This is a genomic window from Virgibacillus halodenitrificans, from assembly GCF_001878675.1.
Lineage (GTDB): Bacteria > Bacillota > Bacilli > Bacillales > Amphibacillaceae > Virgibacillus_Q > Virgibacillus_Q halodenitrificans.
The window spans coordinates 1414969-1435127 of sequence record NZ_CP017962.1; the positions used below are offsets into that span (position 1 = coordinate 1414969).

16 protein-coding genes and 1 other annotated feature are annotated in these 20159 nt (G+C 36.4%); of the genes, 12 read left to right on the forward strand and 4 right to left on the reverse strand.

Annotation, left to right across the window (positions count from 1 at the left end):
- Positions 1-398 precede the first annotated feature (398 nt).
- Entirely contained in the window at positions 399-3395 is a 2997-nt protein-coding gene (locus tag BME96_RS07445; protein WP_071648784.1) for a transglycosylase domain-containing protein, read from the reverse strand.
- A 116-nt stretch (positions 3396-3511) separates the two neighbouring features.
- Positions 3512-3734, forward strand: a binding site (T-box leader).
- A 92-nt stretch (positions 3735-3826) separates the two neighbouring features.
- Here BME96_RS07445 and tyrS point away from each other — a divergent pair.
- Positions 3827-5098, forward strand: a complete 1272-nt coding sequence (gene tyrS / locus BME96_RS07450) for a tyrosine--tRNA ligase (RefSeq protein ID WP_071648785.1) — start codon at positions 3827-3829, stop codon at positions 5096-5098.
- 331 nt (positions 5099-5429) lie between these two features.
- Here the strand turns inward: tyrS and rpsD are convergent, their stop codons facing one another.
- Positions 5430-6032 carry a 30S ribosomal protein S4 gene (rpsD, locus tag BME96_RS07455; protein ID WP_019378152.1) on the reverse strand — a complete coding sequence of 201 codons (603 nt, stop codon included), beginning with the start codon at positions 6030-6032 and terminating at the stop codon, positions 5430-5432.
- 341 nt (positions 6033-6373) lie between these two features.
- Here rpsD and BME96_RS07460 point away from each other — a divergent pair, with 341 nt between their 5' ends.
- On the forward strand, positions 6374-8224 hold the full coding sequence (locus BME96_RS07460; RefSeq protein WP_071648786.1) for a sensor domain-containing diguanylate cyclase: 1851 nt from the start codon (positions 6374-6376) through the stop codon (positions 8222-8224).
- 413 nt (positions 8225-8637) lie between these two features.
- Here the strand turns inward: BME96_RS07460 and BME96_RS07465 are convergent, their stop codons facing one another.
- Complete coding sequence (locus BME96_RS07465) at positions 8638-9120, reverse strand: GAF domain-containing protein (RefSeq protein ID WP_071648787.1); 483 nt, start codon at positions 9118-9120, stop codon at positions 8638-8640.
- Positions 9121-9247: 127 nt separating this feature from the next.
- On the opposite strand from BME96_RS07465, the gene refZ reads away from it, so the two are divergent.
- The 5 genes from refZ to BME96_RS07490 all read left to right on the forward strand — a co-directional run bounded on the left by refZ (position 9248) and on the right by BME96_RS07490 (position 15158).
- Positions 9248-9874 carry a forespore capture DNA-binding protein RefZ gene (gene refZ, locus BME96_RS07470; protein WP_071648788.1) on the forward strand — a complete coding sequence of 209 codons (627 nt, stop codon included), beginning with the start codon at positions 9248-9250 and terminating at the stop codon, positions 9872-9874.
- Between the two features lie 185 nt (positions 9875-10059).
- Positions 10060-11751, forward strand: a complete 1692-nt coding sequence (ezrA, locus tag BME96_RS07475; RefSeq protein ID WP_071648789.1) for a septation ring formation regulator EzrA — start codon at positions 10060-10062, stop codon at positions 11749-11751.
- Positions 11752-11822: 71 nt separating this feature from the next.
- Positions 11823-12962: a cysteine desulfurase family protein gene (locus BME96_RS07480; protein ID WP_071648790.1), complete on the forward strand. Its 1140-nt coding sequence runs from the start codon at positions 11823-11825 to the stop codon at positions 12960-12962.
- A gap of 6 nt (positions 12963-12968) precedes the next feature.
- A complete protein-coding gene (gene thiI, locus BME96_RS07485; protein WP_071648791.1) occupies positions 12969-14171 on the forward strand; it encodes a tRNA uracil 4-sulfurtransferase ThiI in 1203 nt (400 codons plus the stop codon).
- A gap of 786 nt (positions 14172-14957) precedes the next feature.
- The gene (locus BME96_RS07490; RefSeq protein ID WP_060679219.1) at positions 14958-15158 is read left to right on the forward strand and encodes an alpha/beta-type small acid-soluble spore protein; all 201 of its coding nucleotides are present in this window, start codon (positions 14958-14960) and stop codon (positions 15156-15158) included.
- Between the two features lie 55 nt (positions 15159-15213).
- Here BME96_RS07490 and BME96_RS07495 read toward each other — a convergent pair whose 3' ends face one another.
- Positions 15214-16014: an NAD kinase gene (locus BME96_RS07495; protein WP_019378566.1), complete on the reverse strand. Its 801-nt coding sequence runs from the start codon at positions 16012-16014 to the stop codon at positions 15214-15216.
- 319 nt (positions 16015-16333) lie between these two features.
- Between BME96_RS07495 and BME96_RS07500 the strand changes: the two genes are divergently transcribed.
- The 5 genes from BME96_RS07500 to BME96_RS07520 all read left to right on the forward strand — a co-directional run bounded on the left by BME96_RS07500 (position 16334) and on the right by BME96_RS07520 (position 20144).
- A complete protein-coding gene (locus tag BME96_RS07500) occupies positions 16334-16759 on the forward strand; it encodes a DUF2953 domain-containing protein (protein ID WP_197035845.1) in 426 nt (141 codons plus the stop codon).
- Complete coding sequence (gene ytfJ / locus BME96_RS07505; RefSeq protein ID WP_071648793.1) at positions 16732-17193, forward strand: GerW family sporulation protein; 462 nt, start codon at positions 16732-16734, stop codon at positions 17191-17193. Before BME96_RS07500 ends, ytfJ begins: the two co-directional genes overlap by 28 nt.
- A gap of 88 nt (positions 17194-17281) precedes the next feature.
- Positions 17282-17782, forward strand: coding sequence for a thiol peroxidase (gene tpx / locus BME96_RS07510; RefSeq protein ID WP_019378569.1), 501 nt, complete (start codon positions 17282-17284; stop codon positions 17780-17782).
- Between the two features lie 174 nt (positions 17783-17956).
- Positions 17957-18961, forward strand: a complete 1005-nt coding sequence (locus tag BME96_RS07515; protein WP_071648794.1) for a class I SAM-dependent methyltransferase — start codon at positions 17957-17959, stop codon at positions 18959-18961.
- Positions 18954-20144: an acetate kinase gene (locus BME96_RS07520; RefSeq protein ID WP_060679211.1), complete on the forward strand. Its 1191-nt coding sequence runs from the start codon at positions 18954-18956 to the stop codon at positions 20142-20144. The genes BME96_RS07515 and BME96_RS07520 overlap by 8 nt, the downstream gene beginning before the upstream one ends.
- The last annotated feature ends 15 nt before the right edge of the window (positions 20145-20159 follow it).

The window sequence follows — 20159 nt, forward strand, 5'->3', positions numbered from 1 at the left end:
GCTTATGTTCATTATACTAGATAAAGCTATATAATTTTAGTTATTTATGGAATTTGTTGAAATTATCTCACATATGGTATACAAATTTATTATTAAAACTTGATAATTTCTTTATGGCCAAAATATGATTTATTGTTAAAAATTTTGCGTAGTTGGAGGGAAATGCGAAGTAGAGCGGGGACTATCAGCAGCAGAGTGAGATAATCTGCCGGAGAATGAGTTAATCAGCTGCTGAACGAAGCAATCCGCCGGGACCATTTACAAACAACCAAGTTACGTCGCAGTTTATCTATAATCCGTAGTTACTAATGTAGACACATGCGTTATTGAACTAACAAAAAGCCAGCTGTGATATTTATTCACGGCTGGCTTTTTTAAATTATTATGAGTGAAGAGGCTTATGGATTGGCATTTTCCTCGTTATCACCAGTGTTGTTTTCTCCACCATTATTTTCACTTGCTTCTTCTGAGTCTTGTTTCTCTTCATCTGGTTTGGAATCGTTCTGATCTTCCTTATCTTTCTTATCCTTATTTTCATCTTTATTGTCATCAGGTTTTTTTTCATCTTTTTTCTTATCCTGGTCTTTGTCTGGCTTTTCAGGTTCTTTTTTATTTGTATCTCCAACAATCAATTCCTTTGAAGGGGAGGACTCTTTGCCGAAATAATCAACCGCTTTTACTCGATAGATAGCATTTCCGCCTCCAATTGGATAGGATGTGTCTACAGTACTTCCTACAAGGGATAAATCGCCGCCTGCGCTTTCTTTGTAAATACGATAGCCGACCACGTCATTGCTTCCAGACTTACTCCAAGTCAACTTACTACCTGATTTAGAGAGGGAGGAAGGAGCTACAGGAGATTTACCATCATCCTTTATAGCACTTCCAACCTTGCCACCACTTGGTCCGCTAATCTTTTCCCACTTTTCAGTTTCTGTCCTTGGATAAAGCTGGGAAAGATCACTAAGATTATCATAACCATTGCGTTTTAACCATTCTGGATTAAATGCTAAGCCATCACCTTTTACAAATTCGCTTGGCGTGTTAGGCCCTGCTACGACAGCTTTACCATTAACTGTGACATAGCTGCCACCGATCAAACTATCATCCTTTTTAGTTGGAACATATTTGACATTAAACAGGTCAGTTTTAACTAGACCGGCTTTTGCACAAAGTTCGGATGGTAACATTCCTGATATTGCACAATAGCTTCTACTTACAATGCCTTCCGGTTGCTTGAATCTATCAGAAGGGGTAATTAGCTCTGGCTTAATATCTGCAGCGCTATTGATTAATTGTGCCCATAGTTTAATATTACGTTTGCTATAGCTTAGAGACATTCCAGTATTATAAATGGAGTGTGGTGTATCATAGCCAATCCACGTTCCAAACGTCACATTTGGGTTTGTCGCAATAAACCATGCATCTTTATAATCCTGTGATGTACCTGTTTTACCAGCCCAATCAACTCCACCATTGCTTAGCTGTGATCTTAAATAGGCACCAGTTCCTTGGTTAATTACATCACGCATCATATCGACAGTTAGGTACGTTGTTTGTGGTGAGAACACGTCCGTTGGCTTTGTCTCATGTTGATAAATTACATCACCGTCATTTGTAGTTATTTTTTCAATCATATAACCATCAACAAACTTACCGTTATTTCCGAAGGTAGAAAAAGCACTCACATTCTCTTCAACTGTAATTCCTTTTTCAGTAGCTCCAATCGCTAGTGAAGGATATGTTTTTTCTTCTTTGGTTAACGTACTAATTCCCATTTTATCTACTAAATATTCCTTTGCAGGGTTTTCGTGAATCATTCTAGTATATATTTCAGCTGCGGGCATGTTATATGAATTGGTAAGTGCAGTTCTTGCAGATATTATTCCATAATGTCCACCACCGTAGTTACTAGGCTCGTTATAGTCCCAACCCGGCAACTTTTTTGCATAGTCAGCTAGCACAGTACCAGGCTGAATATAGCCTTTCTCCATAGCTGGTGCATAGTCTAGTAATGGTTTAATGGTACTCCCTGGTGATCTGAGCGTTTCAGTAGCATGTCTATTTTGGTTGTCCTTATGCCCACGCCCGCCAACAAAGCTAATTATTTTACCTGTGCTATTTTCTCTTAAAACAGCTCCTGTTTGTACTTTTTCAGTTATTTCAACTGTTTTGCCGGTTTCCGGATTGGTATCCGTAAATGTGCGGTCTGGTCCATAATGTTCGTAGTTCTTTGCTACTTTCTGAAACACGTCGTAAATTTTCTTATCTATAGTAGAATAGATGTGAAAACCATCTGTTTCAATAGAACGTTCAGCAAGAATCGAATATTCTTCATTTAACTTTTTATTCCCTTTCACATCTTCCAAGGTGTAGCCGTCTTTTTCAATCAAGTATTCTTTTATAATATTTTTTGCCCTTTCTTGCAATTCTACAGTCAAGTAAGGGTATTCTTCAATTGGTGATTTTTTACCCTTGGCGAAATCTGACTTAATATCGTATTCCATGGCTTCTTTGTATTGTTTTTCTGAGATATACTCTGCATCATACATTCTATTAAGCACAGATTTCATTCTGTTAATTCCAGGCTGCAAACCGCTTTCTTCTTTTAACCCACCGCCATTTGCAAAAGGTGTATAGGCAGAAGGGCTCTGTGGAAGTCCAGCAAGATATGCAGCCTGAGCCAAGTTTACTTCGTCCGCATTTAATCCAAATATACCTTGAGCCGCTGTTTGAATACCAGCGATGTTTTGACCGGAAGCGTTTCTACCATATGGAACGATGTTTAAATATGCTTCCAAAATCTCGTCTTTTTCAAAGAAACGTTCTAAACGTAGTGCAAGAAGTATTTCTTTTGCTTTTCTCTCAAAAGACACTTCGTTAGTTAAGATTTGGTTTTTAATTAATTGCTGAGTTAATGTACTACCACCAGTCTTTACATCGGAATTAAGAGCTTCCTGCATGATAGCTCTGACAATTGCTTTAGGAACTACTCCTTTATGTTCTTCAAAATATTCATCTTCTGTAGCGATTACTGCATCAATTAAGGTTGGGGATATTTTATCTAACGAGGTTTCTTCTCTATGTATGTCGGATCGCACATCACCCAAATAAATTTTATCGGCAAAATAGAGACTCGTAGTTTCTTCATAATTATAGATGTCTTTTTTCATCGCTTCTTTGCTTCGAATTGGTTCATCTTTTACTAGTGAGGCAAAGTAGCCAGCTCCAATTCCACCTGCAAAGAACATGCCTATGAAACTAATAATCAAAAAGAAAAGAATAACATTCCAAACTACATCATATGTAACTCGAGAAGACTTTTGAACCTTTCCTGTTTTCCATAAGTGTTTAACTTTCTTGCTATATTTTTGAAATAATTGCTTGAAATCCATAGCAAAACCTCCTAAATTCAAGTACTATTATAGCATAATTAAAATTAAGGGGTATACAAAATTTATAAGAGCCTTGCATTTAAAAATGGAATATGGTATTAATAAATGTACTATATTATTTTGCAATGAAGGAATTACAGTAGTTATGCAGATCACTGTTTAAGAGACCTGACGGTTGGTGGAAGTCAGGACAAATTTGCAGGCGAATTACAATCTGGAGCATACTTTCCTTTCATCTTTATACAGATAACTGGAAAGCGGTGGAAACATCGTTAACAATCCTAAGTGGCAAATTTATTTGCAACAAGGGTGGTACCGCGTGTTAAACTCGTCCCTTTTCTATAGGGAGGAGTTTTTTTATTTGGCTATTTTTTTAACAGTAGACCTACAAAAGTAATTGCAATTAATTTTATGATGGAGTGTGAGGAAGAATGGATATTTTGCAGGACTTAGAAAAAAGAGGTTTAATTCATCAAACAACGGATAGAGAAGGACTGGAAAAACACTTGGCAGAAAACCAAGTTACCTTATATTGTGGATTTGATCCAACAGCAGACAGCCTTCATATTGGCCATCTGTTACCAATTACTATGTTAAAAAGATTCCAAAAAGCCGGGCATAAACCAATTGCGCTTGTTGGTGGTGGTACCGGTATGATAGGCGATCCAAGTGGTCGTACTAGTGAGCGTTCTTTGAATGAAGCTCATGTAGTTAAAGGGTTTAGTGAAAAAATAAAGCAGCAAATAGCTAAACTTGTTGAGTTTAATCAAGGAGATAATCCTGTAGTTGCACGTAACAATCATGATTGGTTATCCAATATGACTATTATTGATTTTCTTAGAGATGCAGGAAAGCATTTTGGGATAAACTATATGCTCGCAAAAGAATCTGTATCGGCAAGAATCGAGCAGGGAATCACGTACACAGAATTCAGTTATATGATTTTGCAATCTCTTGACTTTCTTAAGCTATATGAACAAGAGAACTGTACGCTGCAAATAGGCGGAAGTGATCAATGGGGAAATATTACAGCAGGCATGGAACTTATTCGTCGATCTCGCGAGCAGGAAAGCGATGAAATTAAGGTATTTGGTCTTACGGTTCCTTTAATTACGAAAGCGGATGGGACAAAGTTTGGAAAGACAGCAGGCGGCGCTGTGTGGCTTGATCCGGAAAAAACATCTCCCTATGAATTCTACCAATTTTGGGTTAATACAGATGATCGAGATGTAATTAAGTTCCTACGTTACTTCACATTTATTTCTGATGAAGAGATGGCTGAACTGGAAAGTGAAGTTAAAGACCAACCTGAAAAAAGGGTAGCTCAACGAAGATTAGCTGAGGAAATGACTAAAGAGGTTCATAGTCAGGAGGCTCTTGAACAGGCACAGAAAATTTCAGCCGCATTATTCAGTGGAGATATCAAACAATTAACTGCAACAGAAATTAAACAAGGCTTTAAGGATGTACCAACATACAAAGCTGCGAAAAACGAAATAGATTTAATAGAACTACTTGTTGATGCTTCTATTTCTTCCTCTAAAAGACAGGCAAGAGAAGATATTACCAATGGAGCTGTCTATATTAATGGAGAGCGTCAACAGGAACTAGGCTATGTAGTAAGTAAAGAGGATCGTATTGGTGATATGTTTACTGTAATCCGAAGAGGGAAGAAGAAATATTTTCTTATTGACTTTAGTTAATGCTGGCAAGGGCAATTTATAATTGTCCTTGCTTTTTAAATGGAGATAGAGTAAAGCGATGGGAGATACTCGCCGAAGAACAGATTAATTGGCAGGAGAGCAAAAGTATCCGCCGCAGAATAAGATAATCCGCCTTACCTATTCATGAACTAATATATAGGGTTTAACTTAGCATGCATTATTTCCTGAAACGGCTGTTTACAGTATTATCAAGTTAGTCCGCAGGTTATATATTTTGCGAATCATTGAATAGCCCCAACATATATACTAAAGCCAATTTTATAGATTTCAAAGCAACAAAAAAACCGGAGGACATCCTCCGGTTTTTAGCTTAACGAGAGTAGAATTCTACGATAAGCGCTTCGTTAATTTCAGCTGGAAGTTCAGAACGTTCAGGGAAACGAACGAGAGTACCTTCCATTTTATCTGCATCAAATGTTAAATATTCAGGAATGAAGTTATTAACTTCAATCGCTTCTTTAACAATATCAAGATTTTTAGACTTTTCACGCAAGCTAACAGCTTGGCCAGGCTTTAAACGGTATGATGGAATATCCACACGAGAACCATCAACAAGAACATGACCATGGTTAACTAGCTGACGAGCTTGTCTGCGAGTACGAGCAAGTCCCAAGCGGTAAACGATATTATCAAGGCGAGAATCAAGAAGAATCATGAAGTTTTCACCATGAATACCTTTCATTTTACCAGCAAGGTTGAATAAATTACGGAATTGACGTTCGGTCAACCCGTACATGAAGCGAAGCTTTTGCTTCTCTTGCATTTGTAAACCATATTCTGTGATTTTCTTGCGTTGATTCGGTCCATGTTGACCAGGAGCGTAAGGGCGTTTATCTAATTCCTTACCAGTTCCAGTTAATGAAATGCCAAGACGACGTGATTTTTTCCATACTGATCCAGTATAGCGAGCCATAAGACATTTCCTCCTTTTTATTTTATTTGCATAAAATAAACGAGCGTGTTCCAATCCGTTGTCCATTATGTTTTCATGTACCATCGCTCCAGCAGCTAAGAGTTACGCGATACACCTCGTGAGAGAGGAACAAAATGGGTTCAAGCGTCGGTTCACATAGGCTACTTTATTATTTTACACAAAGACTATTGTATATTTTTTGTGGAAAGAAGTCAACCATTCTTTTAAATTATACAAATAAAGTTTAATATATAGGTTATACGTACTAGTTAGTATATAATGAGTATAAAGATAATTTAAATATAGGTGATGAAAAATCATTTCATTTTAGGGTGATGAGAATGACTGAACCGAGAGAAATAATAATGTCTATGAAAAATAAATATTTTGATATATGTACACACTTGGAAGAGTATAACTACCAGCAAATTATTAGCATGCTTGTTTCTTCTTTGAAGATGGTTCTCAATACTCCATTTGTGGCCATGTACACATATAATAAATGGGAAAAAAACTATAAGCTAATCAATGAGATAAATGTGCAGGAAAACTTTTCTCCTAAAAAGATAATAGTGAATGATCAGGAATTGAAACAAATGAGTCCAAAAACTATGTTTAATGCTGTGTTATCAATACAACCTCTTAAAGAATTTAACATCTTATTGTATGCTGGCTGGCTCGAGAAGCAACCATTTTCACAAGAAAATATAGATGAAATACGAGAAGAAACGGAGCGGTTTTTAACTATTATTAAATCCTACTACTTGCAAAAACAGAGCAGAGAGAAAGCTGATCTTTTGTATGAATTCTCTTCAGACTTATTGCCAATGAAGGACAAAGAAGAGATCTTACATTATATTATCCAGAAATTGAGTTTTCTGTATCCAAACTGCGAGTTCCATCTATTATTATCGCATGATCTGGATACAAATTCCGATTTGCCTGTAAAGACAATTGAATATAGTGATGATGTCACCAAAAGGGCAAGTACCCAGGTGTTTATTTCAGGGAGTCTCCAAATTGAAATTGGTGAGACAGGGGAAAATCCTACTTTATATGCTCCGTTAAGTGGGAAACAAGGTGTATACGGAGTACTTCAGGTAATAACGAAAAGTGACTTGCATTTTCTAGATGATATGGCAGATTTTATAAAGGGTGTCGCTGAAATTACTGGAAAAGCGATAGAGAATGCCTCATTATTTGCGCATATAAATCAGTCGATTTCCGATTTGAAACTAATTAATGATACAACACATAAATTAAATTCTAATCTGCAGTTGTCCGAGATAACGAAACATATTAGAAATTTAATTATAGAAGTTTGTCATGCTTCCCAAATTGGATTTATTTATTATTCAGAAACAAAAGAAATCGATTATGAAATTTTGACTGGTAGTACAGCATATTTCACTACAAAACAAGGTCACATGCTTGCAGAATATTTGGTTGGCAGAAACCTGAAAGAAGCAATTTTTTCTGGAGATTTTAAAGAAATTCCGCATTTCCCATATAAGTCCGTGATGGTAACACCGATGACTAATTCAAATACTATTTATGGTTTTATTGTAGTTATGCATGAAGAGCAAGCTTACTTTAGTTTCGAAAGATTTAAGTTATTACAGTTATTAACTCATCATTCAACACTTGCCTTAACAAATACAAGTTTGCGTGAACGGCTGGAACGAGCAGTAATTACAGACCACCTTACGAAGCTATATTCAAGAAACCATTTGGAAGAGGAAATTAGCAGTCATATGGTTGTCGGAGAGATGGGGGCACTTCTATTATTTGATATCGATGATTTTAAAAAGGTGAATGATACATTTGGACATCATGTTGGAGACCAAGTTCTAAAACAAGTAGCTCAAGTTATTAAAACCTTCATCGAAACGGAAGATATACCAGCAAGATGGGGCGGGGAAGAATTAGCTATATATGCTCCGAATATCACATTGAATGAAGGTGTACAGGTAGCAGGGCTAATTCGTCGCCAAGTAGAAAAATTCACAGATCCTGTAGTCACTCTTTCTTGTGGTGTTGCTGCCTGGGATCTAGAGGAAGAAGATACGATCAAGGATTTGTTTCTGCGAGCGGATAAAGCATTATATGAAGCAAAAAACACTGGTAAAAATTGTGTTGCTAAACATACTTTGGCTTCCTATGCAATAGATGCGAATACGAATAAGCAATAGATAAGAAAGTATAGATTTCCTTATCGCAAAACACTTCTCTTTCAGCATCTACTGGCATGAATGAAGTGTTTTGTGTTTCAAAATTAGCATAAATCACCAATTATTTTTTGACTATGAAACAAGCTTTGTAAAAAAAGTTTAGTTACACATGTAGTTGCAATGTATTTTTGTACATTAAGTAGGAAGAAAATGCGAACTATTGTGAGAAAAAAATAGCGGAGCGGAGTTCATCCGCCGGAGACATCGCAAACTAGCTATAGTTTGTTCACTATACGCTATTTTCCGAAACGGCCGTTTACAGTACGATCAAGTTACTTAGGAGTTTATATAGTTTGCGAATCATAACCCCAACATATTAAAACCGTAAAATTGAAATAGAAAAGCGGCTCACATAATTGTAAGCCGCCGTTTTTTTAAGCTAGGTATTCTTGTAAAATGGCAACGAATTCTTCAAGGTAATGTTGATCAGTCTCATCAAAACGGTTGGTAATAGGACTGTCAATATCTAATACCCCATATACGGAATTTCCCAGTTCAATTGGTATAACGATTTCCGATTTGCTCGCACTGTCACAGGCAATATGGCCAGGGAAAGCTGTTACATCTGCAACAAGCTGTGTAGTACGTTGTTCTAAGGCAGTTCCGCATACCCCCTTACCTGCTGGGATGCGGATGCATGCAGGCAACCCCTGGAACGGACCGAGCACCAATTCATTTTTCTTAAAAAGATAGAAACCAACCCAGTTTACTTCTGATAAAAATTGATTTAATAGGGCAGAGGCATTGGATAAAAGGGCAATCTCGTCTGTTTCTCCTTCACTTAAAGCGCGCAATTGTTTATTTAACAATTCATAGTCTTTTGCTCTATTACCTGAATAATTCGTTACTTGAAACATATGCATTTTCCTTTCATAATGGATTTCATTATCTATCCTATTTCGACATCTGATGATTTATTTGTCGAGAAGATATTGCAGGAATAATAAGGTCTTTTGTCGTAATGGAAAAGTAAGGAGTTGAATAATGATGAAAATAAACGCCTCTAAACAAAAAGTCCTGGAAGCAGCTTCTTCTTTATTTTTCCAAAAAGGGTTTCACGGTACTTCTGTGCGTGATATAGCAGAGAAAGCTTCTGTCAATGTTTCCCTGATCAGTTATTACTTTAAAGGAAAACAGGGATTATTGGAATATGCTGTCACCCATTACTATGAGAATTATCTAACTGTTATAGAAGAGACAATAGACGATGTAAAAACATTATCCCCTCTCGATCAGTTGAAAGAACTAATTTTTCACATTATACAGTACAAGCAGAGTAATCATCAATTATCTTGTTTCATTCAACGGGAGCTATCCTTGGATTCTGTATTTGTTAGAGAAATGGCAGTTACATACTTAGCGAAAGAAAACTATTATATTCGGAACTTATTTTTCACTTTAATAAAAGATCAAAAAAAGAATGAGGACGATAGAAATTACTTGCTTATGCAGTTAAAGGGAATGTTGATTACTCCCTACATCATGCATAATGAATGGAAAAACCAAGTTGTTGGCTCGTATTCACATGATGTCTTTGTCAATAAGTATGCACGAAATATACAACAATGGCTTGATTTTCTATCTAAAACAAATACAAATGTTGCTAATTAAAATATCCCCAGATAAAAAATTGACAAAAAGCCAATTAATTTGTGTTTTTTTAGCCAAAAAAGGAAGTAACATGGTATTATAGTTACTATAATTATAAAAACGACAGTATTATTTGCTATTTGTTCATCAAGAGGCTTTGAGAGAAATGTTCCTCTTAAAATAGGAATATTGTTAGGAGGCATTATATGGCGTATATCATAGGAATAATTCTTGTAATCATTGCTCTAATTATTATTGGCCTAATCATGCGGAAACGAATATACGATCATGTGGACCGCTATGAGGCATGGAAAATGGATATTATGGGCAGAAATGTAGCTGCACATCTTAGTAAAATTAAAACGTTAAACTTATCTGGGGAAACACAGGAAAAATTTGAAGCTTGGAAAGAACGCTGGGAATTTATTATTACAAAGGAATTACCAGATATTGAAGAGCATTTGTTTGATGCTGAGGAAAGTGCAGATCGTTACCGTTTTTCCAAAGCGAAAAAAATCCTACATAATGTTGAAGAAATTCTCCAATCAATTGAAAAAGAAATTGAGAAGCTGCTTGCAGAAGTAGACGAATTATTGCAATCAGAGGAATCCAGCAGACAAGAGGTAGAAGAAATTTTACCACATATAAAAGCATGTAGAAAAAAACTTTCCCAAAATCGGTATCAATATGGAAAGGCAGAGGCATATTTTGATAAAGAAATTGATGTACTTGAGAAAAAACTGAATAACTACTATAGTCTGGTGGAGCAAGGAAATTATCTCGAGGCAAAGCAGATTGTCGATGAGATTAAATTAAGTCTTGACCAATTGGAACAACAGTTGGAGGTATTTCCAAGAATATATAAACTATGTAAGTATGAGTTACCTTCACAACTGGATAATCTTTATAGCGGTATAAAAGGAATGAAGGAAGATGGTTACCGAGTAGAGCATTTGGCATTTGAAAAAGAAATTCGTACATATCAAGAGCAACTTTTGTTAATGGTAAAAAAACTGGAAGCTGGAGACTTACAAAATACAGAGTCTCTTATAGAAGATGTGGAAGTACGAATTAAAGAGATGTATCAGTTGTTGGAAAAAGAAGCCCTAGCGAAAAACTACTTAGATACACAGATACCCAGCTATGAAGAGTCTTTAGGCGATATTAATAATGCCTTTCTTGATACAAAGCTGGAAGTGGAAAAATTAAAACATGCCTATTATTTTGAAGATCATGATATGGAACGTTATTTAATGTTGGAAAACACGATAGCTAAGCTAAAAACTGAGTTAGAAGAACTACTGCTGGAGTTAGAAAATGAAGATACCTCTCATTCTAAACTACGTGAACAGGTGGAGCAGGGGTTTGAACAGCTGAAGGAATTAAATGAAAAACATGATGCATTTAGAAAACGAGTCCATAACCTTAGAAAAGATGAACTTGAAGCAAAAGAAAAATTAATTGAAATACGCAATAAATTAGCAGATACCCAACGTAAATTAAAGAAAAGTAATGTGCCGGGAGTACCACAGTTTATTTGGGATATGATAAGAAAAGCTTCAGATAAGAATACTCGTGTCATGAAAGTACTTGAGAAACAGCCGCTTGAGATGTCAAATGTACAAGAAGCCTTAGCAGAAGCAAATGATGCTGTAGAGCATGTAATTGAGCAAACGAATGTGATGTTGGATCAAGCTTACTTGACTGAACAGGTCATCCAATATGCAAACAGATATAGAAGTCAATATCCGCTTTTGGCTGCTAAATTAGCTGAAGCTGAACGATTATTTAGAACGTACGATTATGAACTTGCTTTAGAGCATGCAGCGAAGGCAATTGAGGAAATTGAACCAGGTGCTCTAAAAAAAATCGAAGAATTCCAGCAAACAGCAAACTAACAAAATAGTAATAAACAAAGAAAAGGATATTTTAAAAATATCCTTTTCTTTGCTGAAATGAGGTATGAAAAATGATTTATTTAGATAACAGTGCTACTACTATACCAGACCCATCCGTAATGAAAAGCTTTGAACAGGCCTCTACTCAATATTTTGCTAACCCATCGTCTATTCACCAATTAGGAGGGCACTCAGAACATCTTCTGACCAAAGCAAAGAACCAGGTGGCCTCAATACTAGATGTTACTCCATCAGAGGTTATATTCACATCTGGTGGGACCGAAGGCAATAATACTGCAATTAAAGGTATTGCATTAGAGCACCGTAAACGGGGAAAGCATATTATTACTACAGAGATTGAGCATCCTTCTGTTTATGATGCCTGTAAAAGTCTGGAGGATTTAGGTTTTGAAGTAACGTATTTACCAGTGAATAAAAATGGTGTAATATCTATAGAGGATTTAGAAGCTGCTATACGGAAGGATACAATTTTAATAAGTATTATGCATGTGAATAATGAAATTGGAACCATTCAACCAATAGAAAAAATAGGGGAGATATGCAAGCAATTTCCAAAGTTGTTTCTCCATGTAGATCATGTTCAGGGTTTTGGAAAGGTTCCTTTAGAGCTACGTAATAGTGGTATAGATCTTTGTACTTTATCAGGGCATAAGATCCATGGATTAAAAGGGACAGGCATTCTGTATATAAGACAAGGGGGCAACCTGTTTCCATTATTTCATGGAGGAAACCAAGAACAGTCCTTTCGCTCAGGTACAGAAAATCTTGCAGGGGCAGTTTCTTTGGGCAAAGCTCTTAGACTTATTAAGGAAAAGGAGCAAACTCAGGGAACAGAGCTTAAAAGCTTACAAGCGATACTTAGAGAGAAATTAACTGAAATTGATGAGGTACAAATAAATACACCTCCTGAGGCTGCTCCACACATCATGAATTTTTCCGTTCCAGGCACAAAACCAGAAGTGATTATTCATATGCTTGGTGAGCAGGAAGTTTATATTTCCACTAAATCTGCATGTTCTTCAAAACAAAAAGAAGAAAGCAGAATTTTACTTGCATGCGGTTATTCGAAGGAGCGAGCATCCTCGGCTTATCGTGTCAGTATGTCTTATTCAACTACAGAAGAGGATATCCTGCAATTCGCGGATTACCTTCAACAAGCAATAAACCAATTTAGAAAAGTGATGGAGTAGATTATTATGCAATATGACCATATATTGATCAGATACGGTGAAATGGCCCTTAAAGGGAAGAACAGAAAAATGTTTATACTAAAATTGCAGGAGAATATTCAGCATAAGCTTAATGATTTTCCTAATGTGAAAGTGAAACGTACACAGGGGAGAATGTTCATCTTATTAAATGGACACCAACCTGAACCAATTATTGAAAGATGTAAGCATATATTTGGAATTCAAAGTATGAGCTTAGCCATAAAAGTGGAAAATGAAGAAAGTGTTATCAAAGAGGCAGCCTTATTTGCTTTGAAAAAGAATCCAACTATTGAAACATTTAAAATAACAGTAAAGCGGATTAATAAAGATTTTCCAATACGGTCACAAGAAATGAACCAACTTTTAGGACGTTATTTACTTACAAATACTGATAATTATACCGTAGATGTGCATCAGCCTGATATGGAAATAAGAGTTGAGATTCGCCTGGAGGCAACCTATATCACTTCTAGTGTTATAAAAGGCCCTGGAGGACTTCCCGTAGGTACATCAGGAAAATCTTTGCTATTACTTTCCGGAGGGATCGATAGCCCTGTAGCTGGTTACTTAGCTATGAAGCGCGGAGTACAGATTGAGGCTATTCATTTCCACTCCCCACCTTTTACAAGTGAAAGAGCGAAGCAAAAAGTACTTGATCTCACAAAACAATTGACCAAGTTTGGTAAGTCTATCCAAGTACACATTGTTCCTTTTACGAAATTACAACAAGAAATTTTTAGAACAATGCCAGATGGTTATGCAATGACTATCATGCGTAGAATGATGATGCGTATTAGTGAACAGGTTTGCGATCAACAATCGATTTTATCGTTGACAACAGGTGAGAATTTGGGTCAGGTTGCTAGTCAGACAATGGAAAGTATGAATGCAATAAATGAAGTAACAACATATCCGATTATTAGACCACTAATCACAATGGATAAATCGGATATCATCAGCATTTCCCAGGAAATTGGCACTTATGAGACGTCAATTTTACCTTATGAGGATTGCTGCACTATATTTGTTCCTAAGTCTCCTAAAACAAAGCCAAAACGTGAGAAAGCAAGTCATTTTGAACAGAAAAATGATTTTAGTGAATTATTAAAGGAAGCTGTAGAAGGAATTGAAACTATAAAGGTAACAGCAAAGGATAATAAAAAAGATACATTAGATGATCTCCTGTAATATTTAATAAATGATATTATTTAAGTAGAAGGTTTAAACATAAAAAGGCTGAACAATGGTTTAAGCACCGAGTTGTTCAGCTTTTTTATATGAAAGCAGAAGGCGGATAGTCCAAACTACAATTATTTACACTAAAGATACCACACAATCGCTTCAGCCACCGTGGCAAAGAGCATTTATATATATTTAGGTCCTGATATATATGATGGTCAATGATTCGGAAAATAGATAAAAAGCGAAGTAAGTTTGTTTGCGAATGTCTCCGGCAGATTATCTCTTTCTCCTGCCGATTAATTTACTCTCCGGCGGATTATCTTGCTCTGCTGCCGATTAATTTACTCTCCGGCGGATTATCTTGCTCTGCTGCCGATTAATTTACTCTCCGGCGGATTATCTTGCTCTGCTGCCGATTAATTTACTCTCCGGCGGATTATCTTGCTCTGCTGCCGATTAGTTTGTTCTCCGGCGGATAGTCTTGCTCTGCTGCCGATTAATTTACTCTCCGGCGGATTATCTTGCTCTGCTGCCGATTAGTTTGTTCTCCGGCATTACCTCCGCTATGCTATTAATTGTTCTTACACTAGTTCGCAGTTTACTCCAACTATGAAGAAATAAAATGCTTTTGTACTCCAATATTTGCAGTAGAACCTATGCTTATAAATCCTCCTGAAGGCTTCTAGACCTTCTCTTTTCCTATCTCGTTAATTGTCAACAACTACCAATGATATTAATGAATGCTTTTCTTCGTTACTACACATTCTAGTAGTACCAAGGAGGTGAACTCACATGGCAAGTAACAATTCTAACCAATTAGTAGTTCCTGGTGTTCAACAAGCTTTAGATCAAATGAAAACTGAAATTGCTTCAGAATTTGGTGTGCAACTTGGTGCTGATACGACTTCTCGTGCCAACGGTTCTGTTGGAGGAGAAATTACTAAACGCCTAGTTCAAATGGCTGAACAGCAATTTGGCGGGCAAGGGCAATAACAATTAAATAAATTGGTTTAGGGCTATCCCAATGAAGGGATAGCCCTTTCATTCTTTATAAGAAGGTTCTTTTAACACGATCCCAGTAGGAATTATTTTTTAACTTAACGGTTTTAATTACATTTCCTTCTAATGATATCGTAAGATCTTGAATATTTTTTATGGAATATGCTTCATTATCTAAACCTACAATCGGATAATCATTCCCATCCTGTCTGATCCGCAAAGTAAGCTTGCGGTCTTTATTAAGTACAAAGGAGGAGCCAAGTGTACGATAGCGATTATTGTTTATTGATGCTAATTCAGATACTTGGATACAAGGTATTTTAGGATCAATTACCGCTCCGTGTGTAGATTTGTTATAGCCAGTGCTTCCAGTAGGGGTTGCAACAATTAAGCCATCACCACGAAAAGTTTCAAAATAATCATCATCAATAAGCACATCAATTACAATGGATTTAATAATGGTGGAGCGAACGCTCACTTCATTTAAACAATAAAAGGAAGACTCCCCATTAACTTCTACTTTAATAACTGGAAATCTCCGTACTTCCATTTCTTCGTTTCGGAATGTATGAAGCAATTCGTTAAAATTGTCTAAATTAAAGTCACAGTATAAACCTGACTCATCGGTTCGGGTGATGCCAGCATATAAACAATCTTGCCTAAATCCGGATTTTCGCACTGCTTGGAGAAATGTGCCGTCTCCTCCTATGCTAACAATAATGTTCGCCTCGTTTGCTTGTTCTACGAATTCAAAGCCTTCATCCTCAGCTGCTTTTCTTAAAGAGGTTATTTTATCAGCAAGCGTATCATCTGGGGCATAGTAGAAATAAATTTTATTTCGAGCAACCATATCATTTTCCCTCCAATTTTATATATCTAGTTTAATTTTAGCATTTTAAAGAAGTATATCCTACTATTCCACGATTAAATTTGGTGAACTGTGGCAAAATAATCCAAAGAAATAAGAGAAGAGGGAAAATATGCTTTGGGTTGTACTAATTTCTTTTCTAACTATAATTTTGTTGTCCTTATTAATTGCAAAAATTAATTTGCAGCTTCACTTAGCTTATTCAGATAAAGAACAGTTCCTATATATGGAATTTTTCATATTTAACTTAAAATTATACAAAAAAAAGATGTTATTTCGCTTAACTTCAGAGGGAAACTCTATGGAGTTGAACAACTATCCCATTAAGTTGAATGAATGGAAGGAGATACTCCAATCATCAAGTAAACTACTTTCCATCATATTAAGTAATATAAGCATCCAAAAATTAAAATGGAAAACTGCAGGCGGGATGGGAGAAGCTTGTGTCACAGGAACAGTTACTGGACTTGTTTGGTCATTAAAAGGGATTATTCTTGGTCAATTAGTTGAAAAAAGCAATATGCGATGTGAGCCCTCAATTTATGTTGAACCATATTTTCAGCAGACTTTTTTTCAAACAGAGTTAACATGCATGATTTCATTTCGAATTGGGAAAGCTATACACGTATTTTTTAAAGGGTTGCGGCTTATTTCTCAAGATAAGAATAAAAACAATTATAGAAAGAGGAGGATTTTAAAATGGAAGAACATCCTATTCAGGGCTTAATGACAACTGCTATGGAAAACTTAAAAGATATGGTAGAAGTAAATACAATCATTGGAGACCCAGTGGAATCCCCAGATGGAAGTATGATTATACCTGTGTCAAAGGTAGGTTTTGGCTTTGCGGCAGGAGGAAGCGAGTTTGGAGCAAGTGCGTCCCAAGGAGACTCGGAAGCTGCACTTCCCTTTGGTGGGGGTAGTGGTGGAGGAGTATCGATAACTCCTGTAGCTTTTTTAGTTGTGAGTAAGAATGGAATAAAAATGGTTCACTTAGACCAGCACACACATATTTATGAAAAGATGCTTCATTCTGCACCTCAAGTGGTAGAGAAGATACAGCAGATATTAAAGGAAACTAGCAACAAAAATAAACAAGCCTCGAAAAAGAAAGATGAAAAAGAAGAAGGAAATGAGCCACAGAGTCACTATGATATATAAATTTTAAATAAAGGGTATTAGTGGACAACTGTTACCAAATTATTCATACTAAAGTTGATAAATCATTTTTATAGAAGGGATGATTCATATGGCAAATGTTACATTCCAACAAAATCCAGTAACGTTAATAGGTCAAGAAATTAAAGTTGGTGACAGTGCTCCAGATTTTACTGCTCTATCTAATGATTTAAAAGAAGTATCCCTGAAAGATTATCAAGGTAAAGTAAAATTAATTAGTGTAGTTCCATCTATTGATACAGGGGTTTGCGCATTGCAAACAAAGCGTTTCAATGAGGAAGCAGAAAAAATTGGAAATGTAAAGGTACTGACTGTTAGTATGGATTTGCCTTTTGCACAGGACCGTTGGGTGAAAAAACATGAGATTAACAAATTAGACACATTATCTGATCATCGGGATGCAGATTTCGGTGAAAAATACGGTGTGCTTATTAAAGAATTGCGTCTGCTCGCAAGATCTATATTTGTTGTAGATTCTAATGATAAAGTAACCTATACTGAATATGTTAAGGAAGTTAGCGATCATCCTGACTATGACGCAGCTCTGGAAGCTGCAAAAAAAGCAAATTAATTTATAAACTTTTTGAAAATCTCTCCTGATGCAGGAGGGATTTTTACTTGTAGAAAAATAGTATTGGTAATACTGGCCAAAGTCCTTAGGTTTTGTTCTCTATTGTTTCACAAATGTGGCTATGATTTGGTACAATAGAATCGCTTTGAACGGAGTAGATGGAGGAATATTATAATGAAAAAAACAAACGTGGAAATACTATATGAATGGTTAGATAATACTGCGGGCATCATACAACAGCATGTGAATGAGCCCTACTTGGACAGTTTAATATATACGATGGAAATTTTGTTTGAACAGCATGTTCCGGAGGACTTGGAAGAAATACTTTCTCAAAAATTACGAAGTAACTTGACTGAAGTTGACATTACTTCATATAAAACAGAGGAAATTCGAAAAGGGATTCAGCTTGCCGTTTTAAAAGGTATGAAGGATTCTACACAGCAGCAGCATCTTATGACACCAGAAACCGTGGCCCTGCTTGTTGGTTATCTTGCGGAAAAATTAACTGCAGATAAAGAAGAAGTGCGCTTATTCGATCCAGCTAGTGGGACAGGGAATTTAATAACAACGGTAATGGAACATTTAAAACAAAAGAATCTAATTGCTTTTGCTGGAGAAGTGGATCCTACGCTAATACAGCTAGCTGTTTTAAATGCAAATTTACAACAGAAGAGTATAGAGTTTTTCCATCAAGATAGCTTACGCCCATTCTTACTTGATCCGGTTGACTTAATCATTGCAGATCTCCCAGTTGGATACTATCCTGATGATGTTCAGGCAGATACATATGAGCTAAAAGCAGAGAATGGTAACTCATATGCCCATCATTTATTTATTGAACAAGCAATGAATTATACGAAGCCTGGAGGCTACTTAATTTTTGTCGTCCCGGATTTTATTTTTAATAGCGATCAGTCTGACAAGCTTCACGCTTATTTACAAGAATACGCCCATATTACTGGAGTCATTCGTTTACCAGAGAGTGCGTTTAAATCTGAGAAAAATATTAAAAGTATTTTAGTGCTTCAAAAGAAAGGTCAAAATACACGTTCACCAAAACAGCCACTCTTGGCCCAAATGCCTTCCTTTAAAAATACGACAGGAATGAGTGATATACTTAAGCAAATGAACGATTGGTTTGTCACATATCAAAAGGAGATGAAAGGTAATGAGTAATGTATTAGCTGTTAATGCAGGTAGCTCCTCATTAAAATTCCAATTATTTCAAATGCCTGAAGAAATTGTACTTGCAAAGGGACTAACAGAGCGAATTGGCTTAAAGGATTCCATTTTTACAGTAGAAATAGAAGATAATAAGAAAAAAACAGTTCAGGATATACCAAATCACGAAATCGCTGTTAAACAAGTTCTGGAGACCTTAACAAGTTCAGGAGTTATTCAAAGCCTCGATGAAATTGATGCGGTAGGTCATCGTGTAGTGCATGGAGGAGAGCGTTTTAGTGATTCAGTACCTATTACAGATCAGGTTATTCAGAGTATTGAAGAGCTTTCTGAGCTTGCCCCATTACACAATCCTGCTAATTTGACAGGCATATTAGCGTTTAAAGAGGTCCTCCCTGAGGTTCCAATGGTGGCCGTATTTGATACTGCTTTTCATCAGACAATGCCCGAATCATCTTATTTATACAGTCTCCCATACGAATACTATAAAGATTACGGTATTCGTAAATATGGTTTCCATGGGACTTCACATAAATACGTTTCTCAACGTGCCGCTGAGTTATTAAATATGCCAGTAGAGCAGCTGCGTCTTATTTCATGTCACTTAGGAAACGGAGCTAGTATAGCAGCGATTCAAGAAGGAAAATCTATCGATACATCGATGGGATTTACGCCACTGGCAGGAGTTACGATGGGGACACGTTCAGGGAACATAGATCCAGCACTTATTCCGTATGTTATGGAGAAAACGGGCAAAACTGCAGAAGAGGTTATCCATGTATTAAATAAAGAAAGTGGAATGTTAGCTTTATCTGGATTTTCAAGTGATTTGCGGGATATTGAGCAACAGGCTGGAGATAATGAACGGGCAGAACTAGCATTGGAGGTTTTCGCTGGGCGAATCCATAAATACCTTGGTTCATATGCTGCAAAAATGTCTGGTGTTGATGCAATTATATTCACAGCTGGCGTAGGGGAAAACAGTGATGTTGTAAGGGAAAAAGTACTTCACGGACTTGAATTTATGGGTGTGTATTGGGACCCTGCAAGAAACAAGGTGAGGGGACAGGAAAGATTTATTAATTACCCACATTCACCAGTTAAAGTCATCATCATTCCTACGAATGAAGAAGTAATGATCGCAAGAGATACAGTGGAAAAAGTTTTAAATAAGTAGCTTAAGCAAGGAGGG

Bases quoted from the DNA above. Each gene is read 5' to 3' on its own strand.
- BME96_RS07445 (WP_071648784.1), bottom strand. From the start codon at position 3,395: ATGGATTTCAAGCAATTATTTCAAAAATATAGCAAGAAAGTTAAACAC.
- tyrS (WP_071648785.1), top strand. From the start codon at position 3,827: ATGGATATTTTGCAGGACTTAGAAAAAAGAGGTTTAATTCATCAAACA.
- rpsD (WP_019378152.1), bottom strand. From the start codon at position 6,032: ATGGCTCGCTATACTGGATCAGTATGGAAAAAATCACGTCGTCTTGGC.
- BME96_RS07460 (WP_071648786.1), top strand. From the start codon at position 6,374: ATGACTGAACCGAGAGAAATAATAATGTCTATGAAAAATAAATATTTT.
- BME96_RS07465 (WP_071648787.1), bottom strand. From the start codon at position 9,120: ATGTTTCAAGTAACGAATTATTCAGGTAATAGAGCAAAAGACTATGAA.
- refZ (WP_071648788.1), top strand. From the start codon at position 9,248: ATGATGAAAATAAACGCCTCTAAACAAAAAGTCCTGGAAGCAGCTTCT.
- ezrA (WP_071648789.1), top strand. From the start codon at position 10,060: ATGGCGTATATCATAGGAATAATTCTTGTAATCATTGCTCTAATTATT.
- BME96_RS07480 (WP_071648790.1), top strand. From the start codon at position 11,823: ATGATTTATTTAGATAACAGTGCTACTACTATACCAGACCCATCCGTA.
- thiI (WP_071648791.1), top strand. From the start codon at position 12,969: ATGCAATATGACCATATATTGATCAGATACGGTGAAATGGCCCTTAAA.
- BME96_RS07490 (WP_060679219.1), top strand. From the start codon at position 14,958: ATGGCAAGTAACAATTCTAACCAATTAGTAGTTCCTGGTGTTCAACAA.
- BME96_RS07495 (WP_019378566.1), bottom strand. From the start codon at position 16,014: ATGGTTGCTCGAAATAAAATTTATTTCTACTATGCCCCAGATGATACG.
- BME96_RS07500 (WP_197035845.1), top strand. From the start codon at position 16,334: ATGGAGTTGAACAACTATCCCATTAAGTTGAATGAATGGAAGGAGATA.
- ytfJ (WP_071648793.1), top strand. From the start codon at position 16,732: ATGGAAGAACATCCTATTCAGGGCTTAATGACAACTGCTATGGAAAAC.
- tpx (WP_019378569.1), top strand. From the start codon at position 17,282: ATGGCAAATGTTACATTCCAACAAAATCCAGTAACGTTAATAGGTCAA.
- BME96_RS07515 (WP_071648794.1), top strand. From the start codon at position 17,957: ATGAAAAAAACAAACGTGGAAATACTATATGAATGGTTAGATAATACT.
- BME96_RS07520 (WP_060679211.1), top strand. From the start codon at position 18,954: ATGAGTAATGTATTAGCTGTTAATGCAGGTAGCTCCTCATTAAAATTC.